20 protein-coding genes are annotated in these 21309 nt (G+C 61.1%); 2 read left to right on the top strand and 18 right to left on the bottom strand.

Features of this window, described 5'->3' with window-relative positions; genetic code table 11:
• Positions 1–118: 118 nt before the first annotated feature.
• The 10 genes from RHIBUN_RS0102010 to RHIBUN_RS0101965 all read right to left on the bottom strand — a co-directional run bounded on the left by RHIBUN_RS0102010 (position 119) and on the right by RHIBUN_RS0101965 (position 10338).
• Entirely contained in the window at positions 119–526 is a 408-nt protein-coding gene (locus tag RHIBUN_RS0102010) for a F0F1 ATP synthase subunit epsilon (protein WP_018855730.1), read from the bottom strand.
• Entirely contained in the window at positions 526–762 is a 237-nt protein-coding gene (locus RHIBUN_RS0102005) for a hypothetical protein (RefSeq protein WP_018855731.1), read from the bottom strand. The genes RHIBUN_RS0102010 and RHIBUN_RS0102005 overlap by 1 nt, the downstream gene beginning before the upstream one ends.
• Complete coding sequence (atpD, locus tag RHIBUN_RS0102000) at positions 762–2207, bottom strand: F0F1 ATP synthase subunit beta (RefSeq protein ID WP_018855732.1); 1446 nt, start codon at positions 2205–2207, stop codon at positions 762–764. Before atpD ends, RHIBUN_RS0102005 begins: the two co-directional genes overlap by 1 nt.
• 24 nt (positions 2208–2231) lie before the next feature.
• Positions 2232–3116, bottom strand: a complete 885-nt coding sequence (locus RHIBUN_RS0101995) for a F0F1 ATP synthase subunit gamma (RefSeq protein ID WP_018855733.1) — start codon at positions 3114–3116, stop codon at positions 2232–2234.
• A gap of 24 nt (positions 3117–3140) precedes the next feature.
• Positions 3141–4670: a F0F1 ATP synthase subunit alpha gene (gene atpA / locus RHIBUN_RS0101990; protein WP_007796947.1), complete on the bottom strand. Its 1530-nt coding sequence runs from the start codon at positions 4668–4670 to the stop codon at positions 3141–3143.
• Positions 4670–5230, bottom strand: a complete 561-nt coding sequence (locus tag RHIBUN_RS0101985; RefSeq protein ID WP_025658206.1) for a F0F1 ATP synthase subunit delta — start codon at positions 5228–5230, stop codon at positions 4670–4672. The genes atpA and RHIBUN_RS0101985 overlap by 1 nt, the downstream gene beginning before the upstream one ends.
• 258 nt (positions 5231–5488) lie before the next feature.
• The gene (locus RHIBUN_RS0101980) at positions 5489–5878 is read right to left on the bottom strand and encodes a hypothetical protein (RefSeq protein WP_025658205.1); all 390 of its coding nucleotides are present in this window, start codon (positions 5876–5878) and stop codon (positions 5489–5491) included.
• Between the two features lie 77 nt (positions 5879–5955).
• The gene (locus RHIBUN_RS0101975) at positions 5956–8172 is read right to left on the bottom strand and encodes a primosomal protein N' (RefSeq protein ID WP_025658204.1); all 2217 of its coding nucleotides are present in this window, start codon (positions 8170–8172) and stop codon (positions 5956–5958) included.
• Positions 8173–8232: 60 nt separating this feature from the next.
• Positions 8233–9369: an AAA family ATPase gene (locus tag RHIBUN_RS0101970; protein ID WP_025658203.1), complete on the bottom strand. Its 1137-nt coding sequence runs from the start codon at positions 9367–9369 to the stop codon at positions 8233–8235.
• 21 nt (positions 9370–9390) lie between these two features.
• Positions 9391–10338 (bottom strand): GNAT family N-acetyltransferase, encoded by a 948-nt coding sequence (locus RHIBUN_RS0101965; protein ID WP_025658202.1) that lies wholly within the window; start codon positions 10336–10338, stop codon positions 9391–9393.
• Positions 10339–10478: 140 nt separating this feature from the next.
• On the opposite strand from RHIBUN_RS0101965, the gene RHIBUN_RS0101960 reads away from it, so the two are divergent.
• Positions 10479–11414: a tyrosine recombinase XerC gene (locus tag RHIBUN_RS0101960; protein WP_018855739.1), complete on the top strand. Its 936-nt coding sequence runs from the start codon at positions 10479–10481 to the stop codon at positions 11412–11414.
• Between the two features lie 80 nt (positions 11415–11494).
• Positions 11495–12574 (top strand): TraB/GumN family protein, encoded by a 1080-nt coding sequence (locus tag RHIBUN_RS0101955; RefSeq protein WP_025658201.1) that lies wholly within the window; start codon positions 11495–11497, stop codon positions 12572–12574.
• Here the strand turns inward: RHIBUN_RS0101955 and RHIBUN_RS0101950 are convergent.
• The 8 genes from RHIBUN_RS0101950 to RHIBUN_RS0101915 all read right to left on the bottom strand — a co-directional run bounded on the left by RHIBUN_RS0101950 (position 12571) and on the right by RHIBUN_RS0101915 (position 21203).
• Positions 12571–13074, bottom strand: a complete 504-nt coding sequence (locus RHIBUN_RS0101950; RefSeq protein ID WP_025658200.1) for a cytochrome b/b6 domain-containing protein — start codon at positions 13072–13074, stop codon at positions 12571–12573. The two genes, RHIBUN_RS0101955 and RHIBUN_RS0101950, sit on opposite strands and share 4 nt — an antisense overlap.
• Before the next feature lie 96 nt (positions 13075–13170).
• On the bottom strand, positions 13171–14577 hold the full coding sequence (lpdA, locus tag RHIBUN_RS0101945; protein ID WP_025658199.1) for a dihydrolipoyl dehydrogenase: 1407 nt from the start codon (positions 14575–14577) through the stop codon (positions 13171–13173).
• Positions 14578–14603: 26 nt separating this feature from the next.
• Complete coding sequence (locus tag RHIBUN_RS0101940) at positions 14604–15242, bottom strand: LysE family transporter (RefSeq protein ID WP_025658198.1); 639 nt, start codon at positions 15240–15242, stop codon at positions 14604–14606.
• 20 nt (positions 15243–15262) lie between these two features.
• On the bottom strand, positions 15263–16015 hold the full coding sequence (locus tag RHIBUN_RS0101935; protein ID WP_025658197.1) for an SDR family oxidoreductase: 753 nt from the start codon (positions 16013–16015) through the stop codon (positions 15263–15265).
• On the bottom strand, positions 16012–16536 hold the full coding sequence (locus RHIBUN_RS0101930; RefSeq protein WP_167354923.1) for a hypothetical protein: 525 nt from the start codon (positions 16534–16536) through the stop codon (positions 16012–16014). The genes RHIBUN_RS0101935 and RHIBUN_RS0101930 overlap by 4 nt, the downstream gene beginning before the upstream one ends.
• A gap of 78 nt (positions 16537–16614) precedes the next feature.
• Positions 16615–17859, bottom strand: a complete 1245-nt coding sequence (gene odhB, locus RHIBUN_RS0101925) for a 2-oxoglutarate dehydrogenase complex dihydrolipoyllysine-residue succinyltransferase (RefSeq protein WP_025658195.1) — start codon at positions 17857–17859, stop codon at positions 16615–16617.
• A gap of 29 nt (positions 17860–17888) precedes the next feature.
• Positions 17889–18206, bottom strand: coding sequence for a YciI family protein (locus RHIBUN_RS0101920; RefSeq protein WP_025658194.1), 318 nt, complete (start codon positions 18204–18206; stop codon positions 17889–17891).
• Between the two features lie 12 nt (positions 18207–18218).
• Positions 18219–21203 (bottom strand): 2-oxoglutarate dehydrogenase E1 component, encoded by a 2985-nt coding sequence (locus tag RHIBUN_RS0101915; RefSeq protein ID WP_025658193.1) that lies wholly within the window; start codon positions 21201–21203, stop codon positions 18219–18221.
• Positions 21204–21309: the final 106 nt, after the last annotated feature.

Genomic DNA, 21309 nt, shown 5'->3' with positions numbered 1-21309 from the left:
CTTGAGGTACTATAGCCGAGTGCTTCGCGATCGGAAGCCTACATCGTGGCGAGGACAGACGGCAGAAAACAAAAAAGCGGCCCGAAAGCCGCTTCAAAACGCCGGACGTTGGCGTAGATCAATCCTGGTCGATCACACCCTGCAGGTGCGTCAGTTCCATGATGTAGTGTTCCAGGCGCGACTTGTGCTCATGATGCACGGCGTCTTCGATCTCGCGCTTCGCCGCTTCGATGCGAAGCGTCAGCTCGTCCTTGGAGAGATCCTGAACGATGACCGCGGATTCAGCCAGCAGCGTGCAGCCGGTCGGCAGAATATCGGCGAAACCGCCGAAAACCACGTAGTCCTGCTTCGAGCCATTGGCGAAACGAACGCTGACGATGCCGGGCTTGATGGTCGTCATCGTCGGGGCGTGGTTCGCCATAACCGTCATCTCGCCGTCGGTTGCCGGAATGACAACTTCGGTCACCATCTCCGAAAGGAGCAGGCGCTCGGGAGACACGAGTTCAAAATTGAAATTGTCAGCCATCAGTGACTTACCTTCTCGGCGGCTTCTGTATCTTGCAAGTTCGTCCCGCAGAACGGGCAATGTGCTATCGCCTGATCGAGATATCCAAGACCTTCCTCGGTCTGGATCAGTCCCACCACCATCATCATCTTGCCGTCGTTCGATCTGTAGATCGTCGGCGCGGCCGGGGCAGGAAGCTCTGCTGCGACTTCCCGAAGGGCGTCGCAGCAGAAGATCTCGTTAAGAGCGTCGCTCATCAGGCAGCTGCGGACAGCTTCTTGGCCTTCTCGATGGCTTCGTCGATCGAGCCAACCATGTAGAAGGCAGCTTCCGGCAGGTGGTCGTATTCGCCGTTGACGAGGCCCTTGAAGCCCTTGATCGTGTCTTCGAGGGCGACCAGCTTGCCCGGCGAACCGGTGAAGACTTCGGCAACGAAGAACGGCTGCGACAGGAAGCGCTCGATCTTACGGGCGCGGGCAACGGCCAGCTTGTCCTCTTCGGACAGTTCGTCCATGCCCAGGATGGCGATGATGTCCTGCAGGGCCTTGTAGCGCTGCAGCGTCGACTGAACCTTACGAGCCACTTCGTAGTGCTCTTCGCCGACAACGATCGGGTCGAGCATACGCGACGTGGAGTCGAGCGGGTCGACGGCCGGGTAGATACCCTTTTCAGCGATCGAGCGCGACAGAACGGTCGTTGCATCCAGGTGAGCGAACGAGGTTGCCGGAGCAGGGTCGGTCAAGTCGTCGGCCGGAACGTAAATGGCCTGAACCGAGGTGATCGAGCCGGTCGTCGTGGTCGTGATGCGCTCCTGCATCTGGCCCATGTCCGTTGCGAGCGTCGGCTGGTAGCCAACGGCCGAAGGAATGCGGCCGAGCAGAGCCGACACTTCGGAACCCGCCTGCGTGAAGCGGAAGATGTTGTCGACGAAGAACAGAACGTCCTGGCCCTGGTCGCGGAAGTTTTCAGCAACCGTCAGACCGGTGAGAGCAACGCGAGCGCGGGCGCCCGGCGGTTCGTTCATCTGGCCGTAAACGAGAGCGGCCTTGGAGCCTTCGCCGCCGCCGTGCTTGTTAACGCCGGATTCGATCATTTCGTGGTAGAGGTCGTTACCTTCGCGGGTACGCTCACCCACGCCGGCGAATACCGAGTAACCACCGTGCGCCTTGGCGACGTTGTTGATCAGTTCCATGATGAGAACGGTCTTGCCGACGCCTGCACCGCCGAAGAGGCCGATCTTGCCGCCCTTTGCGTACGGAGCGAGAAGGTCGACGACCTTGATGCCGGTGACGAGGATCTGTGCTTCCGTGGACTGATCGACGTAAGCCGGAGCGTCCTGGTGGATAGCGCGCTTGGAAGCGGTGACCAGCGGGCCTGCTTCGTCGACCGGCTCGCCGATGACGTTCATGATACGGCCGAGCGTTTCCGGACCAACCGGAACGGCAATCGGAGCACCGGTGTCAGAAACCGCCTGACCGCGAACCAGACCTTCGGTCGAGTCCATGGCGATCGTGCGAACTTCGTTCTCGCCGAGGTGCTGCGCTACTTCGAGAACCAGGCGGTTGCCGCCGTTGCTCGTTTCAAGCGCGTTCAAAATCGCCGGCAGTTCGCCTTCGAAAGCAACGTCCACGACGGCGCCGATAACCTGCGTGACCTTGCCGGCAGAGCCTGCCGCAGTCTTGGGGGTAGCTGCCTTAGCCATCTTCTTACCCTCTTTTCCCTAACCTCAGAGCGCTTCCGCGCCCGAAATGATTTCAATGAGTTCCTTGGTGATCTGAGCCTGACGCTGACGGTTGTAGTTGAGCGTCAGCTTGTTGATCATTTCACCAGCGTTGCGCGTTGCATTGTCCATCGCGCTCATCTTGGCGCCCATTTCACCGGCGACGTTCTCAAGGAGCGCGCGGAAGATCTGGACGGAAATGTTGCGCGGGATCAGATCCTCGAGGATCGATGCCGGATCCGGCTCATACTCGTAAACTGCGCCGGCGTGCTCCGCATCCTCTGCGACAGCCGTGGGGGCCGATGCGGGAATGAGCTGCTGTGCCGTCGGAACCTGCGAGATGACCGACTTGAATTCGGAATAGAACAACGTGCAGACGTCGAACTCGTCGGCTTCGAACATGTCGATGATGCGCTTGCCGATCTGGTCGGCATTCTCAAAACCAACCTTCTTCACATCGCGCAATTCCTTGCGCTCGACGATGAGCGAAGCAAATTCGCGGCGTAGAACGTCGTAGCCCTTCTTGCCGACGGTAAAGATCTTGACGGTCTTGCCTTCAGCGAGAAGCCTGCGAGCGTGATCGCGCGCAAAACGCGAGATCTGCGAGTTGAAGCCGCCGCACAAGCCGCGTTCGGCAGTGCAGACGACCAGCAAGTGAACCTGGTCCTTGCCGTTGCCGGTCATCAGCGCCGGCGCACCGTCGGCCTCCGTCATCGCACCAGCAATGTTTGCCAGAACGGCACCCATGCGCTGCGAGTACGGACGGGCGGCCTCGGCCGCCTCCTGGGCACGCCGAAGCTTCGCCGCGGCGACCATTTTCATCGCCTTGGTGATCTTCTGCGTCGCCTTGACCGAGGCGATCCGGTTTTTCAGATCCTTAAGTGAAGGCATCCGTTATCCGTCCTTTGGGTCCGATTAGGCGAAGGACTTCGCGAAGCTATCGATGGCAGCCGTGAGCTTGCCCTTCGTATCGTCGCTGATTGCCTTGTCCGTACGGATCGTGTCGAGGATAGCCGAGCCTTCCGAGCGAAGGTACGACAGCAGGCCCTGTTCGAACTTGCCGACCTGTGCGACCGGGATCTTGTCGAGGTAGCCGTTGACGCCAGCGAAGATCACCGCGACCTGCTCTTCCGTCTTCAGCGGCGAGAACTGCGGCTGCTTCAGGAGTTCGGTCAGGCGTGCACCGCGGTTCAGCAGGCGCTGCGTCGAGGCGTCGAGGTCGGAGCCGAACTGAGCGAAAGCGGCCATTTCGCGATACTGGGCGAGTTCGCCCTTGATCGAGCCGGCAACCTGCTTCATCGCCTTGACCTGCGCGGCGGAGCCGACGCGCGAAACCGACAGACCGACGTTAACGGCCGGACGGATACCCTGATAGAACAGGTCGGTTTCGAGGAAGATCTGGCCGTCGGTGATCGAGATCACGTTGGTCGGAATGAACGCCGAAACGTCGTTGCCCTGGGTTTCGATGACAGGCAGAGCCGTCAGAGAGCCAGCGCCCTTTTCGTCGGAGAGCTTTGCAGCGCGCTCGAGGAGACGCGAATGCAGATAGAAAACGTCGCCCGGGTAAGCTTCGCGGCCCGGCGGGCGGCGCAGCAGCAGCGACATCTGGCGGTAAGCAACAGCCTGCTTGGACAGGTCGTCGTAACCGATCAGCGCGTGCTGACCGTTGTCACGGAAGTATTCGCCCATCGTGCAACCAGCGAACGGCGCCAGGTACTGCATCGGAGCCGGATCGGAAGCGGTCGCGGCAACGACGATCGAGTACTTCATTGCGCCGCGTTCTTCGAGAACCTTGACGAACTGGGCAACGGTCGAACGCTTCTGGCCGATAGCGACGTAGACGCAGAACAGCTTCTCGCTGTCCGGGCCGTTGTCGTGGATGGCCTTCTGGTTCAGGATCGTGTCGAGAATGATCGCGGTCTTGCCAGTCTGACGGTCGCCAATGACGAGTTCGCGCTGGCCACGACCGACCGGAATGAGCGCGTCGATGGCCTTGAGGCCGGTCGACATCGGTTCATGAACCGACTTGCGCGGAATGATGCCCGGAGCCTTGACGTCGACGCGCGCACGGCGGGTCGAGTTGATCGGGCCCTTGCCGTCGATCGGGTTGCCGAGAGCGTCGACAACGCGACCGAGCAGTTCCGGACCAACCGGAACGTCAACGATGGCGCCGGTCCGCTTGACGGTGTCGCCTTCCTTGATGTCGCGGTCCGAACCGAAAATAACAACACCGACGTTGTCCGATTCCAGGTTCAGCGCCATGCCACGGATGCCGCCGGGGAACTCGACCATTTCGCCTGCCTGAACATTGTCCAGACCGTAAACGCGAGCGATACCGTCACCGACGGAGAGAACCTGACCGACTTCCGAGACTTCTGCCTCTTTGCCGAAGTTTTTGATCTGGTCTTTGAGAATTGCGGAAATTTCCGCCGCGCGGATATCCATCAGCCGACCTCTTTCAATGCAAGCTTAAGGGTAGAGAGTTTCGTACGAAGAGACGTATCAATCTGACGGGACCCGACCTTCACGATCAGACCACCAAGAATTGACGGATCGATCGTGACAGCAATCGCCACGTCTTTGCCGGTGACGCCCTTGAGCGCCGCCTTCAATTCAGTTTCCTGCGCCGCAGTCAGCGCATGGGCCGAGGTAACCTCGGCAGTAATTTCGCCGCGATGGTTTGCAGCGATGATGCGGAAGGCCCTGATCATGCCCGGGAGAGCAAAGAGGCGGCGGTTACGCGCCACGACCTTCAGAAAGTTCGCGAAGAAGCCGCTGATACCAGCCTTCTCGCTGATGGCGACAATCGCCTTGAGCTGATCGTCGGCCGAAAAAACAGGGCTCGAAACAAAACGCTTCAGGTCGCCGCTCTCGTCGAGCATCGCCTGGAACCGGTCGAGGTCCCTGGTGACGCTTTCGACTGCGCCCTGCTCAAGCGCCAACTCGAACAGCGACGAGGCATAGCGCTCTGCAACACCAGAAGTAAGCTGGGATGTGTCTGCCACTGGCCCAAATTTCCCTGATTTCAACTCAAAATCCGGTCCCCGGCGGGCGCCTGACCTAGGATCTTGAATTCGTTATGATTTCCCCCAGAAATCGCAAGAGAGCCTCTTGCTTCTTCCGAAATTCGGGGTCCGTCTAACATAGGATGTTCGGACTCGCAACACGCGTAACGCCCGAATACGGCTTTCCCATCGATTTCTAACGCAAAAATGCTCAAAGCCCGGCAGCGAAGTGCTCAGCGCGAGAAATATCAGCTCAACTCAAGCGGAAAAGAAACCAAAAACATAGGCGAGCGGAAGCGCAGCCAGAACGATTTGCACAACCAGAAGTAAATAGTTGAGAATCGTGCTCCCCTTATCTGAAAGGAGCGAAATGATGCGCGCAAATGCGGCCATGGCGAAGGAGGCGCCAAGCGCCATGTAGATCCAGTTCTGCGCCAACATGATGGCCGAGAGACCGAAGCCGAGATAGAAACCGCCGACCGATCGTTGCTCGGCGTAGCCGTCACGGCGACCCTCGCGCGGCATGAGGCCGAACAACCGCATCGCATAGCCTGGCGCGAACATGATGACAAAGCCCGCCAGCGCCGCGAACGCGGCGGCTGCGAAAGCGAGCTGTTCCCCAAGCTCCGTTGGAAAGTAAAAATCCATCATCGACCCCGAATCCCTTGTTTCGCCGTCCTTATGCCATGATTGGCTTGCCCGGCAAAAGCCCGTTCGGGAGCGATCTACAGGAAGCTTTGGGGATCCACGTCGAGCTGCACATGCACCGATCCGCGCTCCTTCGGCGCCTGCGCAAGCATGGCCCTGAGAAATGCCTGCATGTCCGAGTTCCTCCGTCCATGCACGAGAAGCCGGAAGCGATAGCGGCCGCGCACCAGCGCAAGCGGCGCTTCCGCAGGCCCGAGCACCGAGATGCCGGAGACATGAGGCGCGGCGTTTCGGATGCCGCGGGCATGGTTTTCCGCATCATGGCGCGTTTCCGCCGAAACGATGATCGACGCCAGCCGTCCGAACGGCGGCAGGATGGCGCGCTCCCGCTCGGCGATCTCGCGTTCGTAGAAGGCGCTTGCATCGCCCGACACGATCGCCTGCATGACGGGATGCTGAGGCTGGTAGGTCTGCAACAGGCCGTGGCTTTTCAGGCCGGTGCGGCCGGCGCGGCCCGTCACCTGCGACAGCAGCTGAAAGGTACGCTCGGCGGCACGCGGGTCGCCATTGGCGAGGCCGAGATCGGCATCGACGATGCCGACCAGCGTCATCAGCGGGAAATTGTGACCCTTGGCGACAAGCTGCGTGCCGATGACGATATCGGCCTCGCCCTTGGCAATGGCCTCGAGCTCAAGGCGCAACCGTTTGACGCCGCCCATCATGTCGGACGAGAGCACGATGGTTCGCGCCTCGGGGAAATGGCGTTCCACCTCCTCGGCGATGCGTTCGACCCCCGGTCCGCAAGCAACGAGGTGATCAAGCGTTCCGCATTCGGGACAAGCCTCGGGGGTGTGCTCGGCATGGCCGCACTGATGGCATTGCAGCTGCCTCTTGAACCGGTGCTCGACGAGCCAGCTGGAGCATTGCGGGCACTGGAAGCGATGTCCACAGACGCGGCAGAGCGTCAGCGGCGCATAGCCCCGCCGGTTCAGGAAGAGCAGCGCCTGCTGTTGCTTTTCGACGGTCTTGCCGATCGCGCGGATCAGGACCGGCGACAGGAAACCGCCGCGCTCGGGGGCATGGCGGCGCATGTCGATCAAGTGCAGATCCGGCAATGCTGCGTCGCCGAATCGGGTCGGCATGTGAATGGTGCTGTAACGACCGCTCTGCCCATTGACCTGGCTTTCGACCGAGGGGGTGGCGGAGACGAGAACCACCGGGAAATCACCAATGCGCGCACGCACGACCGCCATGTCGCGCGCATTGTAATAGACACGGTCCTCCTGCTTGTAGGCCGGATCGTGCTCTTCATCGACGATGATAAGGCCTAGATCCTCGAACGGCAGGAACAGAGCCGAACGCGCGCCGGCAACGACGCGAACCTCGCCGGTGACCGCCTGACGCCAGACCTTCTCGCGGGTGCGTGGCGCCAGATCAGAATGCCATTCGGCGGGCTTGGCGCCGAAGCGGTCCTGAAAGCGCTCGAGAAAGCTTGCCGTCAGCGCGATCTCCGGCAGGAGAATCAGAACCTGCTTGCCGCGTCTCAGCGTTTCCGCAATCGCCTCGAAATAGACTTCCGTCTTTCCCGAACCGGTGACGCCGTCGATCAGCGAGACGGCGAACTCACCCTTTCGAACTTCGACGAGAATCTCGTCGGCCGCCTCCCTTTGCGGGCCTTCCAGCCGCGCGCCCACGAATTCGGGATCGGGTTTGGCGACCACCGGCGGTGGCGGCAGGAAGACGGTTTCGAAAATACCCTGGCTTACCAGACCGTCGACGACGCTCGTCGAGACGCCCGCGGCATGGGCAAGTCCACTTCGCGTCCAGGACAGACCGTCGCCGGCAATGTCGAGCACCCGGGCGCGGGCTGGCGTCATCCGCTCCGGCTGTCCGCCAACGAAGCGCAGGCCCTCCACCATCGGTTCCGGTTCAAAGGCATTCGGCGCACGCAGCGCCATCCGCGCCACGAGCCCTGGCGGCGACAGCGTGTAGCTCGCCACCCAGTCGATGAAATCGCGCATCTCCTTGGTGAGTGGCGGGCAATCGAAAACGTGGCTGATCGGCCTCAGCTTCTTCGGATCGACATTGTCTTCGCCGCCGTCCCAGACGACGCCGATCACCTGCCTCGGACCGAGTGGCACCTGCACGACCGATCCCGGCTCAACGGCCATCCCCTCGGGCACCGCGTAGGAATAAGGCTTTGGCGCCGGCATGGGGACGAGGACCGGAACCGTACGGTTTGCCGGCGGCGTCTCAAACAACGCTCCAAAGAGATCGGACGAATCTGTGCTCATCGGGCGAGACCATGCCCGGATCGGCGCGAAAAGAAAACCTGCAAGACTGGTGCCACCGGTTTACTCGTCGTCATCGATAACGCCCGTAAGCCGCATGCCCTCGATCCATGTTGCGCCGTCCCGCCGCACCACGTGGCGGGCACGGGCGCCGCATTTCTCGCGCACGGCGGCCGCCAGCGCTTCCGAATGCGTAACGATCCAGATCTGACTGCTGCGGGCCGCCTCCGCGATCATGTCCGCCAGAGGCAACAACATATCGGGATACAGGCTTGCTTCCGGTTCGTTGAGCGCAATCAGCGGCGGCAGCCGATAGGACATCAGCGCCGCGGCCAGGCCGAGGAACCGTATCTGCCCGTCCGACAGTTCGCGCGGCTGGAACACGCGATTCGGAAATTCGGGAAAGGAAAGGCCGAACGACGCAGTCTCCTCGGGCAGCGGCACCGCGAGTCGCGCACCACCGAGGGCAGCGGCGACGGCACGATCGAGATCGACCGTATCCTCCCGCGTATGCACCAGCGTTGCGAAGACCGCTGCAATGTTGCTGCCGTCCTCATCGAGCAGTGGCGCCGTGACCGCAAGGCAGGGTGCGCGCAGCGGTGAGAAACGATCCGTCCGGAAGCCGTGGAAGAAGCGCCAGCCGTCGATCGCACGGCGGAATGTCCCAATCTCGGGATAGTGCCCAGCGTCGCCAAGCAGTGCGATCGCGGTTTCCGAGGTCAGCGCCTGCTCGGGATAATCCTGCATCCGCCCATTCGGCCCGCGAACGGAAATCGCCGGGCCGGCACGCTTCATCATCGTGACAGGTCGCGTTCCGGTCTCGATCGAAAGCTCTTCGGTCTTGATTTGCGGTTCAAAGGAAAATCCCGCCGCAGCCGCCGGCGGTCGTAGACCGGCCTCGACCCGATACCGGAAGGTGATCGCCCTTTCCTCGTCCAGAAGCTCCGCCTCGAGGCGAATCCGGAACGGCCCGTCGACATCCCGGCGCGGGCCGGACCACAACGCCGAGAACATCCCGCCCTCGGCGGCGATCTCATGCGCCAGACGTCCGCGCGTTGCCGCCTGGATGAGCTGGAGAGCCCGGTAGAGATTGGATTTTCCGACCCCGTTTTCGCCGATGAAAAGGTTGATTCCCGAAAGATCCATGCGGATCGATCGCAGGGACCGGTAGTTCTGGGCGAACATCGAGCGGAGCAGCATGCCTCGCTTTAGCCTATCCGATTAGGGAATTGAATGGGCACCGACTAGTTCCGGTTCCGCAGGCGGAACCAACGGCAGGAATTGCGTGTCACCATCCGCGGCGAGCGCATGTACAGTGTGGTCTTCCAATGCCTTGGTGACTTCGTTGATGTCGCCGTCGAGATGCTCCACCGGGATCAGATTGCCGACCACGAAATCGAATCGGTCGCCGCGCTTATTCAGAAGCTCGTGAAAGACCGTCATGTCCCTGAGCTCGGTCGACCATTTCGCGAACCAGTAGAATAGTCCGGAGTTCCGCGCCGTCATGTGTACCGGCAGGATCGGCAGATTGTATTTCCGCGCAAGGCCGACGGCGGAGGTTTTCCAGGGACGTTCGTTCAGCCGGCCGTTCGCCCAATAAGCGATGCGCCCAGACGGAAAAAGAACCGTCGCCTTGCCTTCTTTGACGGCACGGTTGGTGATCTGCAATGTCTCACGGGTCTTCAGCTTGCTCTTGTATTCCTCGCGCCATTCCACCGGAATGATGACCTCGGCAAAACGTGGATTGACGCGAATGGCATCGCGGTTGGCAAACACCATGATGTCCGGCCGCTTGGTTTTCAGGAGGTCGAACACGGCAACGCCGTCGGCGATCCCGGTCGGATGGTTGCTGACGAGCATGAAGCCGCCGCTATCCGGAATGCGTTCACCGTGCCGAATATTGATCTCGAGCTTCAGCAGGTTGCTCATGTACTCGAAGCACTGGAGCCCCGGCATATTCGCAACGTCATTGGCGAAGCTGATCGCCCTGTTGTAACGCAGCAGTGTGTGGAGGAACGGCCGCATGACGGGCCAGAGCGGATGTTTCACGATCTTCTGCCCACGCTCGGCGATCAAGGTATCGACGATGTGGCCCGGCTTGCCATGGGAGACGAGCGCGATCGTCTCCGCGAACTGCCCAATTGCGGTCGTTGGATGGCGCCGTGACATTCAAGATCCTGCGTCGTTGGGAAACCGGTCACGTGGAATGATATGATAGAAGCATGACAAGCACTTGGCCGGCATTAGGAATTCCATAACTATCGCTCTTCAGAATTGGCGGCAGGATTGGCAAATTTAAGGCCGGATACGTGAACGAACTCCTGATCATCGCCGACCCCGGCCTGATGGCCGAGCGCTCGGCATGGCTCGATAGCCTGGCTCGCGAGCGACGTCTGTCGGAGCACACGCTCGATGCTTACGAGCGTGATACGCGTCAGTTCCTGACGTTTCTGACCGGTCACCTCGGCGGCCCCGCAACGCTGAAAGATATCCAGGCGTTAAGGCCCGCGGACTTCCGTGCTTTTCTGGCGGCGCGACGCAAAGAGGGCTCCGGCGCTCGTTCGCTCGGTCGCAGTCTCGCCGGGCTGCGTTCCCTCCTGCGTTACCTCGAAAAGAAGGGACTGGTGAATGCCGCTGGCGTCAGCGCCGTCCGCTCGCCGAAGCAGCCGAAATCACTGCCGAAACCCTTATCCGACCGGCAGGCCATCACTGTCGTCAGCGACGAGGCTCAGTTGCACGAAGAGCCTTGGATTGCCGCACGCGATGCCGCCGTTTTCACGCTGCTCTACGGCTGCGGTCTGCGCATCTCCGAAGCGCTCGATCTGACGCCTGGCAACTTCAACCGCGGCGCGGCCACGCTGCGCATAACCGGCAAGGGCAACAAGACCCGCCTTGTGCCGATGCTCACCGTCGTCTTCGACGCCGTCGAGAAATACCGGTCTTTGTGCCCCTATCATCTCGAAGGCGAAGAACCCCTCTTTCGCGGCGCGCGCGGCGGCAAACTGCAAGCTGCGATCATTCAGCGCACCATGCAAAAGATGCGCAGCGCCTTCGGCCTTCCGGAAACAGCGACACCGCATGCGCTGCGCCATTCGTTTGCCACCCACCTGTTGGCAGGTGGCGGCGATTTGAGAACCATCCAGGAATTGCTCGGCCACGCCAGCCTTTCCACCACCCAGGTCTATACAGGTGTGGATTCCTCACGGTTGCTTGAAGTTTACGACCGTGCCCATCCCCGGGCGTAATCTTTTGTTAACGGCTTCTCTTAAGGGAATATCCGCACGCTGGGCGTAGGCTTAGCGATCATAGTGACCGGAACACCATCATGACGATCTCCATCGGCCACCGCAGCCTGCACATCGCATCGCCGAGCAATCTCCTGCTCTGGCTGATTGCCGCCTTTCACATGCTGCTTGCGGCAACCCTGATCGCTGTGCTGTTCTCGGTGTCCCCCGCCGCAGCGGCCGACGAGGATGCCTGTACCGGCCACAATATCCTGACCGATCTCAAGCAGAGCGATGCCGCCCGCTACGCCGAAGTGGTGAAGGAGGCCGATGCCGTGCCGAACGGCAAGGGCATTTTCTGGAAGATCGAGAAGGCGGGGATAGCCCCGTCCTGGCTGCTCGGCAGCATGCATGTGACCGATCCGCGCGTGCTGACACTCCCACCACGCACGCAGGCAGCCCATGACGCTGCCGACACGATCGTCATTGAATCCGACGAGATCCTCGACGAGAAGAAGGCTTCCGCCGCTCTGCTGATGAAGCCTGAACTGATGATGTTTACGGACGGGACGACGATTGAAAAGCTTCTGTCTCACGACGACTACGTTCGTCTGGAGGAAGGCCTGAAGCAGCGCGGCATCCCACTTGCCGCGGTCTCGCGCATGCGCCCCTGGATGATATCAAGCGTTGTTGCCCTGCCCAGCTGCGAAATGGCCCGCAAGGCGAAGGGCGTACAGTTCCTCGATCAGAAGATTGCCGCAGACGCCGTTGCTGGGGGCAAGCAGGTCAAGGGCCTGGAAACGCTTGCCGAGCAGCTGCAGGCAATGGCCGAGCTGCCGACCGAATTCCACATGAAGTCGCTGATCGAGACGCTGGCCTTGGGTTCCAAGATGAATGACGTGGTGGAAACCATGACCGATCTCTACCTCTCCGGCGATATCGGCATGACCATTCCGATGCTGAAGACAGTCTCGCCCGACGGCGAGGATGAGGACGGCGACTATGCCGCCTTCGAACAGCGCATCATTCTCGACCGCAACAAGGTGATGGCCGAGCGAGCAGCCCCGATCCTTGCCAATGGCAACGTCTTCATGGCCGTCGGCGCGCTCCATCTTCCCGGCGAAGGCGGCGTCATCGAACTGCTGCGCAAGCAGGGCTTCACGGTGACGGCCGTCAACTAGCTCCCGACGGTCATGCGCCTGAGAACATTGGTCTTCCAGTAGAACTGGTGGGCCAGCGCGCCGGCAACATGCGCCGCGATCAAAGCCCAGAGGATTGCCTTGAGGATACCGCCATGAAGCTCGCCGGAAAAATCTATTCCTAGATAGTAAGCCATCATGCCGGTCAGCGGCAGGAGGAAGATGAGCAGATACAGCGCTGCATGCGCGACCTTGGCGCCAATCCGGAATATCTTCGGCTCCGCCGCCGGTTCAGCGGGCGCGCCCTGAATAAGGCGCAGGCAAACGCGAAGGATTGCCAGAACGAGAATGCCGATGCCGACATAGGCATGCACATTGGCAGACGCGATCTGATCTGCCGAGGGGATGCCACCATGACGAACCGTCCGGTTCCAAGCGTTCATACCATCCGGAAAGAGCAGGTTGAAAAAGATCATGAGCGCCATGACCCAATGCAGCAATCGCTGTGGGAGGCTATATGCATCACGAGAATCAGTAGGCATGTATCTATCCTCAAAACGGCAATTAGAACCGTTCTAAGGTAAATGGGCCGTCTGCTGTGAAGCAAGCGGCCCATCCCATATTGCGAAAATTTAATATTACATATGGATCGGCTTGAACAAGGCGGCGAGAGCCGCTTCCTTGACCGCTTCCGACATGGTCGGGTGCGCGTGGCAGGTGCGGCCGAGATCTTCCGCGGAACCACCAAACTCCATCAGAACGGCAATCTCGTGGATCATCTCGCCGGCGCCGAAGCCGACAATATGGCCGCCGAGGACGCGGTCCGTTTCCTTGTCGGAGAGGATCTTCACGAAACCGTCGGTCGCCAGCATCGCGCGGGCTCGGCCGTTCGCGGTGAAGGGGAACTTGCCGACCTTGTAGGCGATGCCTGCCGCTTTCAGCTCTTCCTCGGTCTTGCCAACGGAGGCGACTTCCGGCTGCGTGTAGACGACGCTCGGGATGACGTCATAATTCACATGGCCATGTTGACCGGCGAGGATTTCGGCGAGCGCCACGCCTTCGTCTTCAGCCTTGTGAGCCAGCATCGGACCCTTCACCACGTCGCCGATCGCGTAGATACCAGGCACGTTGGTACGGAAGTGTCCGTCGATCTCGACGCGGCCACGATTGTCGAGCTTAACGCCTGCTTCTTCCAGACCGAGGCCGGCTGTGTATGGCGTGCGGCCAGTCGCGATCAGAACGACTTCGGCGTCGAGCGTCTGTGCATCGCCACCCTTGACCGGCTCGAAGGTAACCTTGGCACCCTTGCCGCCCTTCTCAACGCCCGTCACCTTGGAGCTCAGGTTGATGGTGACACCCTGCTTGGCGAGCATGCGCTGGAACTGTTTGGAGACTTCGCCATCCATGCCGCCGAGAATCGTGTCGAGATATTCGACGACGGTGACCTTGGCGCCGAGGCGCGACCAGACGGAACCGAGCTCGAGACCGATGACGCCACCACCGACGACGATCATCGTTTCCGGCACCTTCTCAAGCGCGATCGCGCCCGTTGAGGAAATGATCACCTTCTCGTCGAGATCGACCTTCACGCCCGGAATGCCTGCCACGTCGGAGCCGGTCGCGATGACAATGTTCTTGCCTTCGATTTCCTGGACCTTGCCGTCTTCGGCAGTCACGGAAACCTTGCCAGCCGATACGATCTTGCCGGTCCCCTGGAATGCATCGATCTTGTTCTTCTTGAAGAGGAAGGCAACGCCATCGACGTTGGCCTTTACCGTCGCATCCTTGTGCGCCAGCATCTTTCCGAGGTTCAGCTTCGGAGCAGCGACCTCGATGCCGAGCGCGTCCATGCCGTGGCCAGCCTGATGGAACATTTCGGAGGCATGCAGCAGCGCCTTGGACGGGATGCAGCCGACGTTCAGGCACGTGCCGCCGAACGTTGCGCGCTTTTCAACGACAGCGACCTTGAGGCCGAGCTGGGCTGCCTTGATGGCAGCGACATAGCCGCCGGGGCCGGTTCCGATAACGATCACATCGTAGGACATTGTTTCTTTTCCTTTTCGTTATTTGCTTAATCAGCCGCGCGGGCGAGCGCGAGGCGGAAACCGAAGCCGACCAGAGCGGCGCCGGTGATGCGGTTGAACCATCTGCCGCTTGCGATGAAGCGGTCGCGAATGGGCTTTACGGTGAAGAAGGTGGAGACGCCGGCGAACCAGGCGACGAGCGCGGCGGCCATTCCGATGCCGTAGCTGAACTGGATCAGTGCCGGGGTATCGTGATGCACCAGCGTCGAGAACAGCGACAGGAAAAACAGGACCGGCTTCGGATTGAGTGCGTTGGTGATGAAGCCCATGCCGAGGCACTTGAGCGCCGAGATCGGCCTGCGGTCGTCCTCCGTCACCTCGATCTCATTCACCTTGAAGCCCGGCTCGCGGAAGGACTTGATGCCGAGATAGACGAGATAGGCGACGCCGGCCCACTTGATCATGGCAAACAGCATCAGCGATTTGGAGACGATCAGGCCAAGGCCGAGGATCGTGTAGCTGATGTGAAAGAGCAGCGAGAAGCCCATGCCAAGGCCGGTCATCATGGCAGCACGGCGCCCGTGCACGATGCTCTGGCGCAGGATGACCGCAAAGTCGGCGCCGGGTACGACGATGAAGATCGAAAAGACGGCCATGAGGCCGAGAAATTCGAAGAAGTATTGCATGGCGATATGGTCTCCGTGCCCTAACGGCCGCCGCTGACGTTGAGTATGGCGCCCGTTATATAGGAAGCCGTCGGCGAGAGAAGGTAGAGGACCGCATCGGCTATCTCCTCTGCCGTGCCGGGCCTCTGCATCGGAATGCTCGGCGCCAGGTCACGTGCGCGGTTCGGCAGGCCGCCGGATGCATGAATGTCGGTATCGATGACGCCGGGGCGGATCGCGTTCACGCGCACGCCCTCGTTTGCGACTTCTCGCGACAGACCGATGGTGAACGTATCGATCGCGGCCTTCGATGCGGCGTAGTCGACATACTGCGAGGCCGAGCCCAGAACTGCTGCCATCGACGAGATGTTGACGATCGCCCCACCCTTGCCGCCATGCCTCGACGACATGCGGCGAACGGCCTCGGCCGCACAGAGAATCGAGCCGGTGACGTTTACGCGCATCATCCGCTCAAGCCGCTCAACGCTCATCTCGTCAACGCGCTGCTGGGCGTCGACGATGCCGGCATTGTTGACCAGTCCATCCAGCCGCCCGAAATGCTCGTCGACAGTCTGGAACATCGAAATGATATCCTGCGCGCTGCCGACATCGCCCTTGATCGCGATGGCATTGCCACCCTCTGCCTTGACATCAGAGACGATAGCGTCGGCGGCAGCGCGGTTCGCGGCGTAGTTCACGGCGACGTCCCAGCCCAGGCGGGCAGCGAGGCGGCAGACCGCCGCACCGATGCCTCGACTGCCGCCGGTAACGAGAAGGACGGGTCGTTGTGTCATTTCGCGCACTCCTTGAATGCCAGGACATCCCATGGCGCAACCGTCGCCTTGCCATTGCCCCATATCTGCGATTGGCGGATCGCCGGGCCGAGACCCGGCAGAAAGACGTTCTCAGCCGCAGCTGCCGCTTCGGGCTGCAAATTTTCGATCTCGCCCTTGGTATTCGCGCTATAGATCGTGCCCCGCCAGATCGTGCAGGCATCCAGATCGGCGCCCGTCACGTCACCACCGGGGCATTTGAACATCAGAACACCGACGGCGCGTTCTGGATCCTCGGATGGCATCACATAGCCGTCGAGCTCGATCGACGTTTTGAGAAGCTTGAGCGTGAAGCGGTTGCTGGCAGCAGCCGCTTCCGAATTGATCGGCGTGAAGCGAAGCTCGTAGGCGCCATCCCTGTCGACGTAGGCGGCACTCGCCTGCGTGCAATCGGGAGCACCGAAAGCGGTCGCAGGCAGTGCCAGCAAAAACGCGAGCGACGCCCAGACCCTACCCTTGGCAAAGGGAAGCATCCCGGTCATACGCCCTGTGGAGATTGCCAGCGACATTACGCGCCCCGCTGAGGTGGAAAGGGCCGCTCACGCGGCCCAGTCGAATGCTTAGAGATCGAGAACCAGGCGCTCCGGATCTTCCAGGCTTTCCTTGACGCGGACGAGGAAGGTCACGGCTTCCTTGCCGTCGACGATACGGTGGTCGTAGGAGAGAGCCAGATACATCATCGGACGGATGACGATCTGGCCGCCAACGACGACCGGACGGTCCTGGATCTTGTGCATGCCGAGGATACCGGACTGCGGCGCGTTCAGGATCGGCGAGGACATCAGCGAGCCGTAAACGCCGCCGTTGGTGATCGTGAAGGTGCCGCCCTGCATGTCGGCCATCGAGAGCGAGCCATCGCGCGCAGCCTTTGCGAGACGCGCCAGTTCCTTTTCGACTTCAGCGATCGACATCTGGTCGGCGTCGCGGATAACCGGAACGACGAGGCCCTTGTCCGTGCCGACGGCCATGCCGATGTGGCAGAAGTTCTTGTAGATGATGTCCGTGCCGTCGATCTCGGCGTTAACGGCCGGCAGCTCCTTCAGCGCGTGGGTGATAGCCTTGGTGAAGAAGCCCATGAAGCCGAGCTTCACGCCATGCTTCTTTTCGAAGACGTCCTTATACTTGGCGCGCAGGTCCATGACAGCCTTCATGTCCACCTCGTTGTAGGTGGTCAGCATGGCAGCCGTGTTCTGGGCGTCCTTCAGGCGCTTGGCGATCGTCTGGCGCAGGCGCGTCATCTTCACGCGCTCTTCGCGAGCGGCATCCTCGACCGTCGACGGGCCGCGGGCAGCAGCCGCAACGGCAGGAGCAGCAGTGGCTGCCGGAGCGGCGATGCCCTTGGCGACAGCAGCGATCACGTCGCCCTTCAGAACCTGGCCGCGCTTGCCGCTACCATCAACCTGATCGGCCGAAAGGTTATTCTCGGCGAGCATCTTGGCAGCAGCCGGTGCCGGTGGCATCGCCGAAGCGGCGGCTACCGGAGCAGCGGCGGCGGCAACAGCCGGTTCGGCCACCTTTGCCGGAGCTGCGGCGGGAGCAGCAGCAGCCGGGGCGGCGGCTGCGCCAGCGCCTGCAGCGATCTGGCCGAGCAGCGCGCCGAGGCCGACGGTTTCGCCGGCCTGGGCAACGATTTCAGACAGCGTGCCCGAAGCCGGAGCCGGCACTTCGATGGTCACCTTGTCGGTTTCAAGCTCGAGAATCGGCTCGTCAGCCTTGATGGCATCGCCGACCTTCTTGAACCAGGTACCGACGGTTGCCTCGCTGACGGATTCACCGAGAGTTGGAACGCGGATTTCTGTGGCCATTGTTCAAATCCTGATTTGCTTGTGTTCGTTTATTCGTTTCCGGCTCCTGACGGCCGGAGAATGATCGAGGGCATTGGCAATATGTCGAAGCGAAAACCGTAACCGGACTGGATGATCGGATCGGCATCGGCAAGCGCTTGCGCTGCCTGCTGATCCTCCACCGAGACGACTGCCATGCCCCAGCCTCCTTCACCTTCGAAGACGGGGCCAACGGTGATCGCCGATCCCTCTTCCGCGTTCTGGTGCCAGTAGGCTGCATGGCGCTTCATCGCGGCCATTTCCTCCCCGGTCGCGTCGTAGGGGAAACGGGGGCGAGGCGGCACAAGTCTGAAGAAGAAATATGCCATCGCCCCAATCCCTTAACCGCCCAGCGCATCCTCGAGGAATGCGGCGAGCTGCGACAGATGCTTGGACATCAGACCCGTTGCCGGCGAAGCGGCAGCCGGACGTCCGGTGTAGCGGACGCGCTGGTACTTCGCATCGATGTGGGCGAGCACCCACTCCAGATACGGGTCGATGAACGACCATGCGCCCATGTTCTTCGGCTCTTCCTGGCACCAGACCATCTCGGCGTTCCGGAAGCGGGAAAGCTCATTGATGAGCGCCTTTGCCGGGAACGGATAGAGCTGTTCGACGCGCAGCAGGTAGATGTCGTCGATCCCGCGCTTTTCGCGCTCTTCCAGAAGGTCGTAGTAGACCTTGCCGGTGCACATGACCACGCGGCGGATCTTCGCATCCTTCTGCAGCTTGATCGGGCCGTCCTTGATGACCTCCGCATCGTCCCAGAGGAGACGATGGAAGGAAGACTCGCCAGCGAGCTCGGCAAGGCTGGAAACAGCCCGCTTGTGACGCAGCAGGGACTTCGGTGTCATCAGCACGAGCGGCTTGCGGAAGTCACGCTTCAGCTGACGACGCAGGATGTGGAAGTAGTTTGCCGGCGTCGTGACGTTGGCGACCTGCATGTTGTCTTCCGCGCAAAGCTGCAGGAAGCGCTCGAGGCGGGCTGAAGAGTGCTCCGGCCCCTGGCCTTCGTAACCATGCGGCAACAGGCAGACGAGACCTGACATACGCAGCCACTTGCGCTCGCCCGAGGAGACGAACTGGTCGAAGACGACCTGCGCGCCGTTGGCGAAGTCACCGAACTGGGCTTCCCAAAGGGTCAGCGCGTTCGGGCGGGCCAACGAATAGCCGTATTCGAAGCCGAGGACCGCTTCTTCCGAAAGCATCGAATTGATGACTTCGTAACGGGCCTGGTTGGACGACAGGTTCGCCAGCGGGATGTAGCGCTCTTCCGTCTCCTGATCGTAGAGAACCGAATGACGCTGCGAGAAGGTACCGCGCTCGCAATCCTGACCGGAAAGGCGGATCTTGTGGCCTTCGACAACAAGCGAACCGAAGGCAAGCGCCTCGGCCATCGCCCAGTCGAGATTCTCGCCCGTCTGGATCATGTTGGCGCGGTTTTCCATGAAGCGCTGGATCGTGCGGTGTGCATGGAAGCCTTGCGGAATTTCCGAAAGCTTGCGGCCTATATCCTTAAGCGTCTTCATCGGAACGGCGGTCTTGCCGCGGCGCTGTTCGTCGGCGTTGTCAGCCGTGCGCAGGCCCGACCACTCGCCATCCAGCCAATCGGCTTTGTTCGGCTTGTAGCTCTGCCCGGCGTCGAACTCCTGCTCGAGATGCGCGCGCCAGTCAGCCTTCATCTTCTCGACGTCGCCATCGGTCAGCAGGCCTTCGGCAACGAGGCGATCCGCATAGATCTGCAGCACCGTCTTGTGGGCGCGGATGACCTTGTACATCTTCGGCTGCGTGAAGGACGGCTCATCGCCTTCATTGTGGCCGTAGCGACGATAGCAGAACATGTCGACCACAACGGGCTTGTGGAACTTCATGCGGAATTCCATGGCGATCTTGGCAGCATAGACAACTGCTTCCGGATCGTCGCCGTTGACGTGGAAGATCGGCGCCTCGATCATCTTGGCGACGTCGGACGGATAGGGCGACGAACGCGAGAAGGCCGGGTTGGTGGTGAAGCCGATCTGGTTGTTGATGATGACGTGCATCGTGCCGGCAACGCGGTGACCGCGCAGGCCCGACAGGCCGAGGATTTCGGCAATCACGCCCTGGCCGGCAAACGCCGCGTCGCCGTGGATCAGCAGCGGCAGAACCTTGGCGCGCTCCGACAGCGGAATGGTATCGCCGTCCCAGACGGTGGCGCCCATGTCCTGCTTGGCGCGAGCCTTGCCCATGACGACGGGGTCAACGATTTCAAGGTGCGACGGATTGGCCGTCAGCGAGACGTGGACCTTGTTGCCGTCGAACTCGCGGTCGGAGGAGGCGCCGAGGTGGTACTTGACGTCGCCCGAGCCTTCGACTTCGTCAGGCGCGTAGGAACCGCCCTTGAATTCGTGGAAAATCGCGCGATGCGGCTTGCCCATGACTTGCGAAAGCACATTCAGACGACCGCGATGGGCCATACCGAACACGGCTTCACGAAGGCCGAGGTGGCCGCCGCGCTTCAGGATCTGCTCCAGTGCCGGGATGAGCGATTCGCCACCATCGAGACCAAAGCGCTTGGTGCCCTTGAACTTCACGTCGAGGAACTGCTCGTAGCCTTCGGCCTCGACCAGCTTGGCAAGGATCGCCTTCTTGCCTTCCGGGGTGAAGGCAACGCCCTTGTCCGGACCTTCGATGCGCTCCTGGATCCAGGCTTTTTCTTCCGGATTGGAAATATGCATGAATTCGACGCCGAGAGTCGAGCAGTAGGTGCGCTCGAGGATCTCGATCATCTCGGGAAGGGTGGCGTATTCGAGGCCTAGAACGTTGTCGATGAAGATCTTGCGGGAATAGTCGGCCTGCGTGAAACCGTAAGCTTCGGGCGACAGTTCCTTGTAGTCTTCGACGGGTGCCGCGATCCCGAGCGGATCGAGCTTGGCATGCAGGTGGCCGCGCATGCGATAGGCGCGGATCATCATGATGGCGCGGACGGAGTCGCGGGTCGCCTGCAGGATGTCGGCACCTTCGGTCGGCTTGCCGGCGGCCTCAGCCTTGCCCTTGACCTTGGTCTCAATGATCTTTTCAACAGTGCCCCAATCACCGTCGAGCGCCGAAACGAGATCGCTCTTCGGCTGCAGGGGCCAGTTCGTCTTGCGCCAGGATGCACCCTTGGCCGCCTTTTTCACATCTTCCGGATTGTCTTCCAGAGCCTTGAAGAAGGACCGCCATTCCTCGTTGACCGAGCTCGGGTCTTCTTCATAGCGCGCATAGAGCTGCTCGATATAGGCAGCATTGGCGCCATCCAGGAACGAGGTAATCTGAAACTGCTCGTTGGCTTCTTGCCGTGCCATGGTTACACGCGGACGCTTTCGTCCGCCTCCTGACTTGTGATTCCGCCGGATACTCGACCGGCTTGCCGCATCTGTCGATAGCCGCCTGTCCGCGGCTCATTCCATT

This window comes from Rhizobium sp. IBUN, assembly GCF_000510625.1.
GTDB classification, from domain to species: Bacteria; Pseudomonadota; Alphaproteobacteria; order Rhizobiales; family Rhizobiaceae; genus Rhizobium; species Rhizobium altiplani.
The sequence above is the reverse complement of the archived record's forward strand: the minus strand, read 5'-3'. Positions and strand labels throughout refer to the sequence as shown.

Coding starts and splice junctions, on each gene's coding strand:
- RHIBUN_RS0102010 (WP_018855730.1), bottom strand. CDS start 526: ATGGCTGACAATTTCAATTTTGAACTCGTGTCTCCCGAGCGCCTGCTC.
- RHIBUN_RS0102005 (WP_018855731.1), bottom strand. CDS start 762: ATGAGCGACGCTCTTAACGAGATCTTCTGCTGCGACGCCCTTCGGGAA.
- atpD (WP_018855732.1), bottom strand. CDS start 2,207: ATGGCTAAGGCAGCTACCCCCAAGACTGCGGCAGGCTCTGCCGGCAAG.
- RHIBUN_RS0101995 (WP_018855733.1), bottom strand. CDS start 3,116: ATGCCTTCACTTAAGGATCTGAAAAACCGGATCGCCTCGGTCAAGGCG.
- atpA (WP_007796947.1), bottom strand. CDS start 4,670: ATGGATATCCGCGCGGCGGAAATTTCCGCAATTCTCAAAGACCAGATC.
- RHIBUN_RS0101980 (WP_025658205.1), bottom strand. CDS start 5,878: ATGGATTTTTACTTTCCAACGGAGCTTGGGGAACAGCTCGCTTTCGCA.
- RHIBUN_RS0101975 (WP_025658204.1), bottom strand. CDS start 8,172: ATGAGCACAGATTCGTCCGATCTCTTTGGAGCGTTGTTTGAGACGCCG.
- RHIBUN_RS0101970 (WP_025658203.1), bottom strand. CDS start 9,369: ATGCTGCTCCGCTCGATGTTCGCCCAGAACTACCGGTCCCTGCGATCG.
- RHIBUN_RS0101965 (WP_025658202.1), bottom strand. CDS start 10,338: ATGTCACGGCGCCATCCAACGACCGCAATTGGGCAGTTCGCGGAGACG.
- RHIBUN_RS0101955 (WP_025658201.1), top strand. CDS start 11,495: ATGACGATCTCCATCGGCCACCGCAGCCTGCACATCGCATCGCCGAGC.
- RHIBUN_RS0101950 (WP_025658200.1), bottom strand. CDS start 13,074: ATGCCTACTGATTCTCGTGATGCATATAGCCTCCCACAGCGATTGCTG.
- lpdA (WP_025658199.1), bottom strand. CDS start 14,577: ATGTCCTACGATGTGATCGTTATCGGAACCGGCCCCGGCGGCTATGTC.
- RHIBUN_RS0101940 (WP_025658198.1), bottom strand. CDS start 15,242: ATGCAATACTTCTTCGAATTTCTCGGCCTCATGGCCGTCTTTTCGATC.
- RHIBUN_RS0101935 (WP_025658197.1), bottom strand. CDS start 16,015: ATGACACAACGACCCGTCCTTCTCGTTACCGGCGGCAGTCGAGGCATC.
- RHIBUN_RS0101930 (WP_167354923.1), bottom strand. CDS start 16,536: ATGACCGGGATGCTTCCCTTTGCCAAGGGTAGGGTCTGGGCGTCGCTC.
- odhB (WP_025658195.1), bottom strand. CDS start 17,859: ATGGCCACAGAAATCCGCGTTCCAACTCTCGGTGAATCCGTCAGCGAG.
- RHIBUN_RS0101920 (WP_025658194.1), bottom strand. CDS start 18,206: ATGGCATATTTCTTCTTCAGACTTGTGCCGCCTCGCCCCCGTTTCCCC.
- RHIBUN_RS0101915 (WP_025658193.1), bottom strand. CDS start 21,203: ATGGCACGGCAAGAAGCCAACGAGCAGTTTCAGATTACCTCGTTCCTG.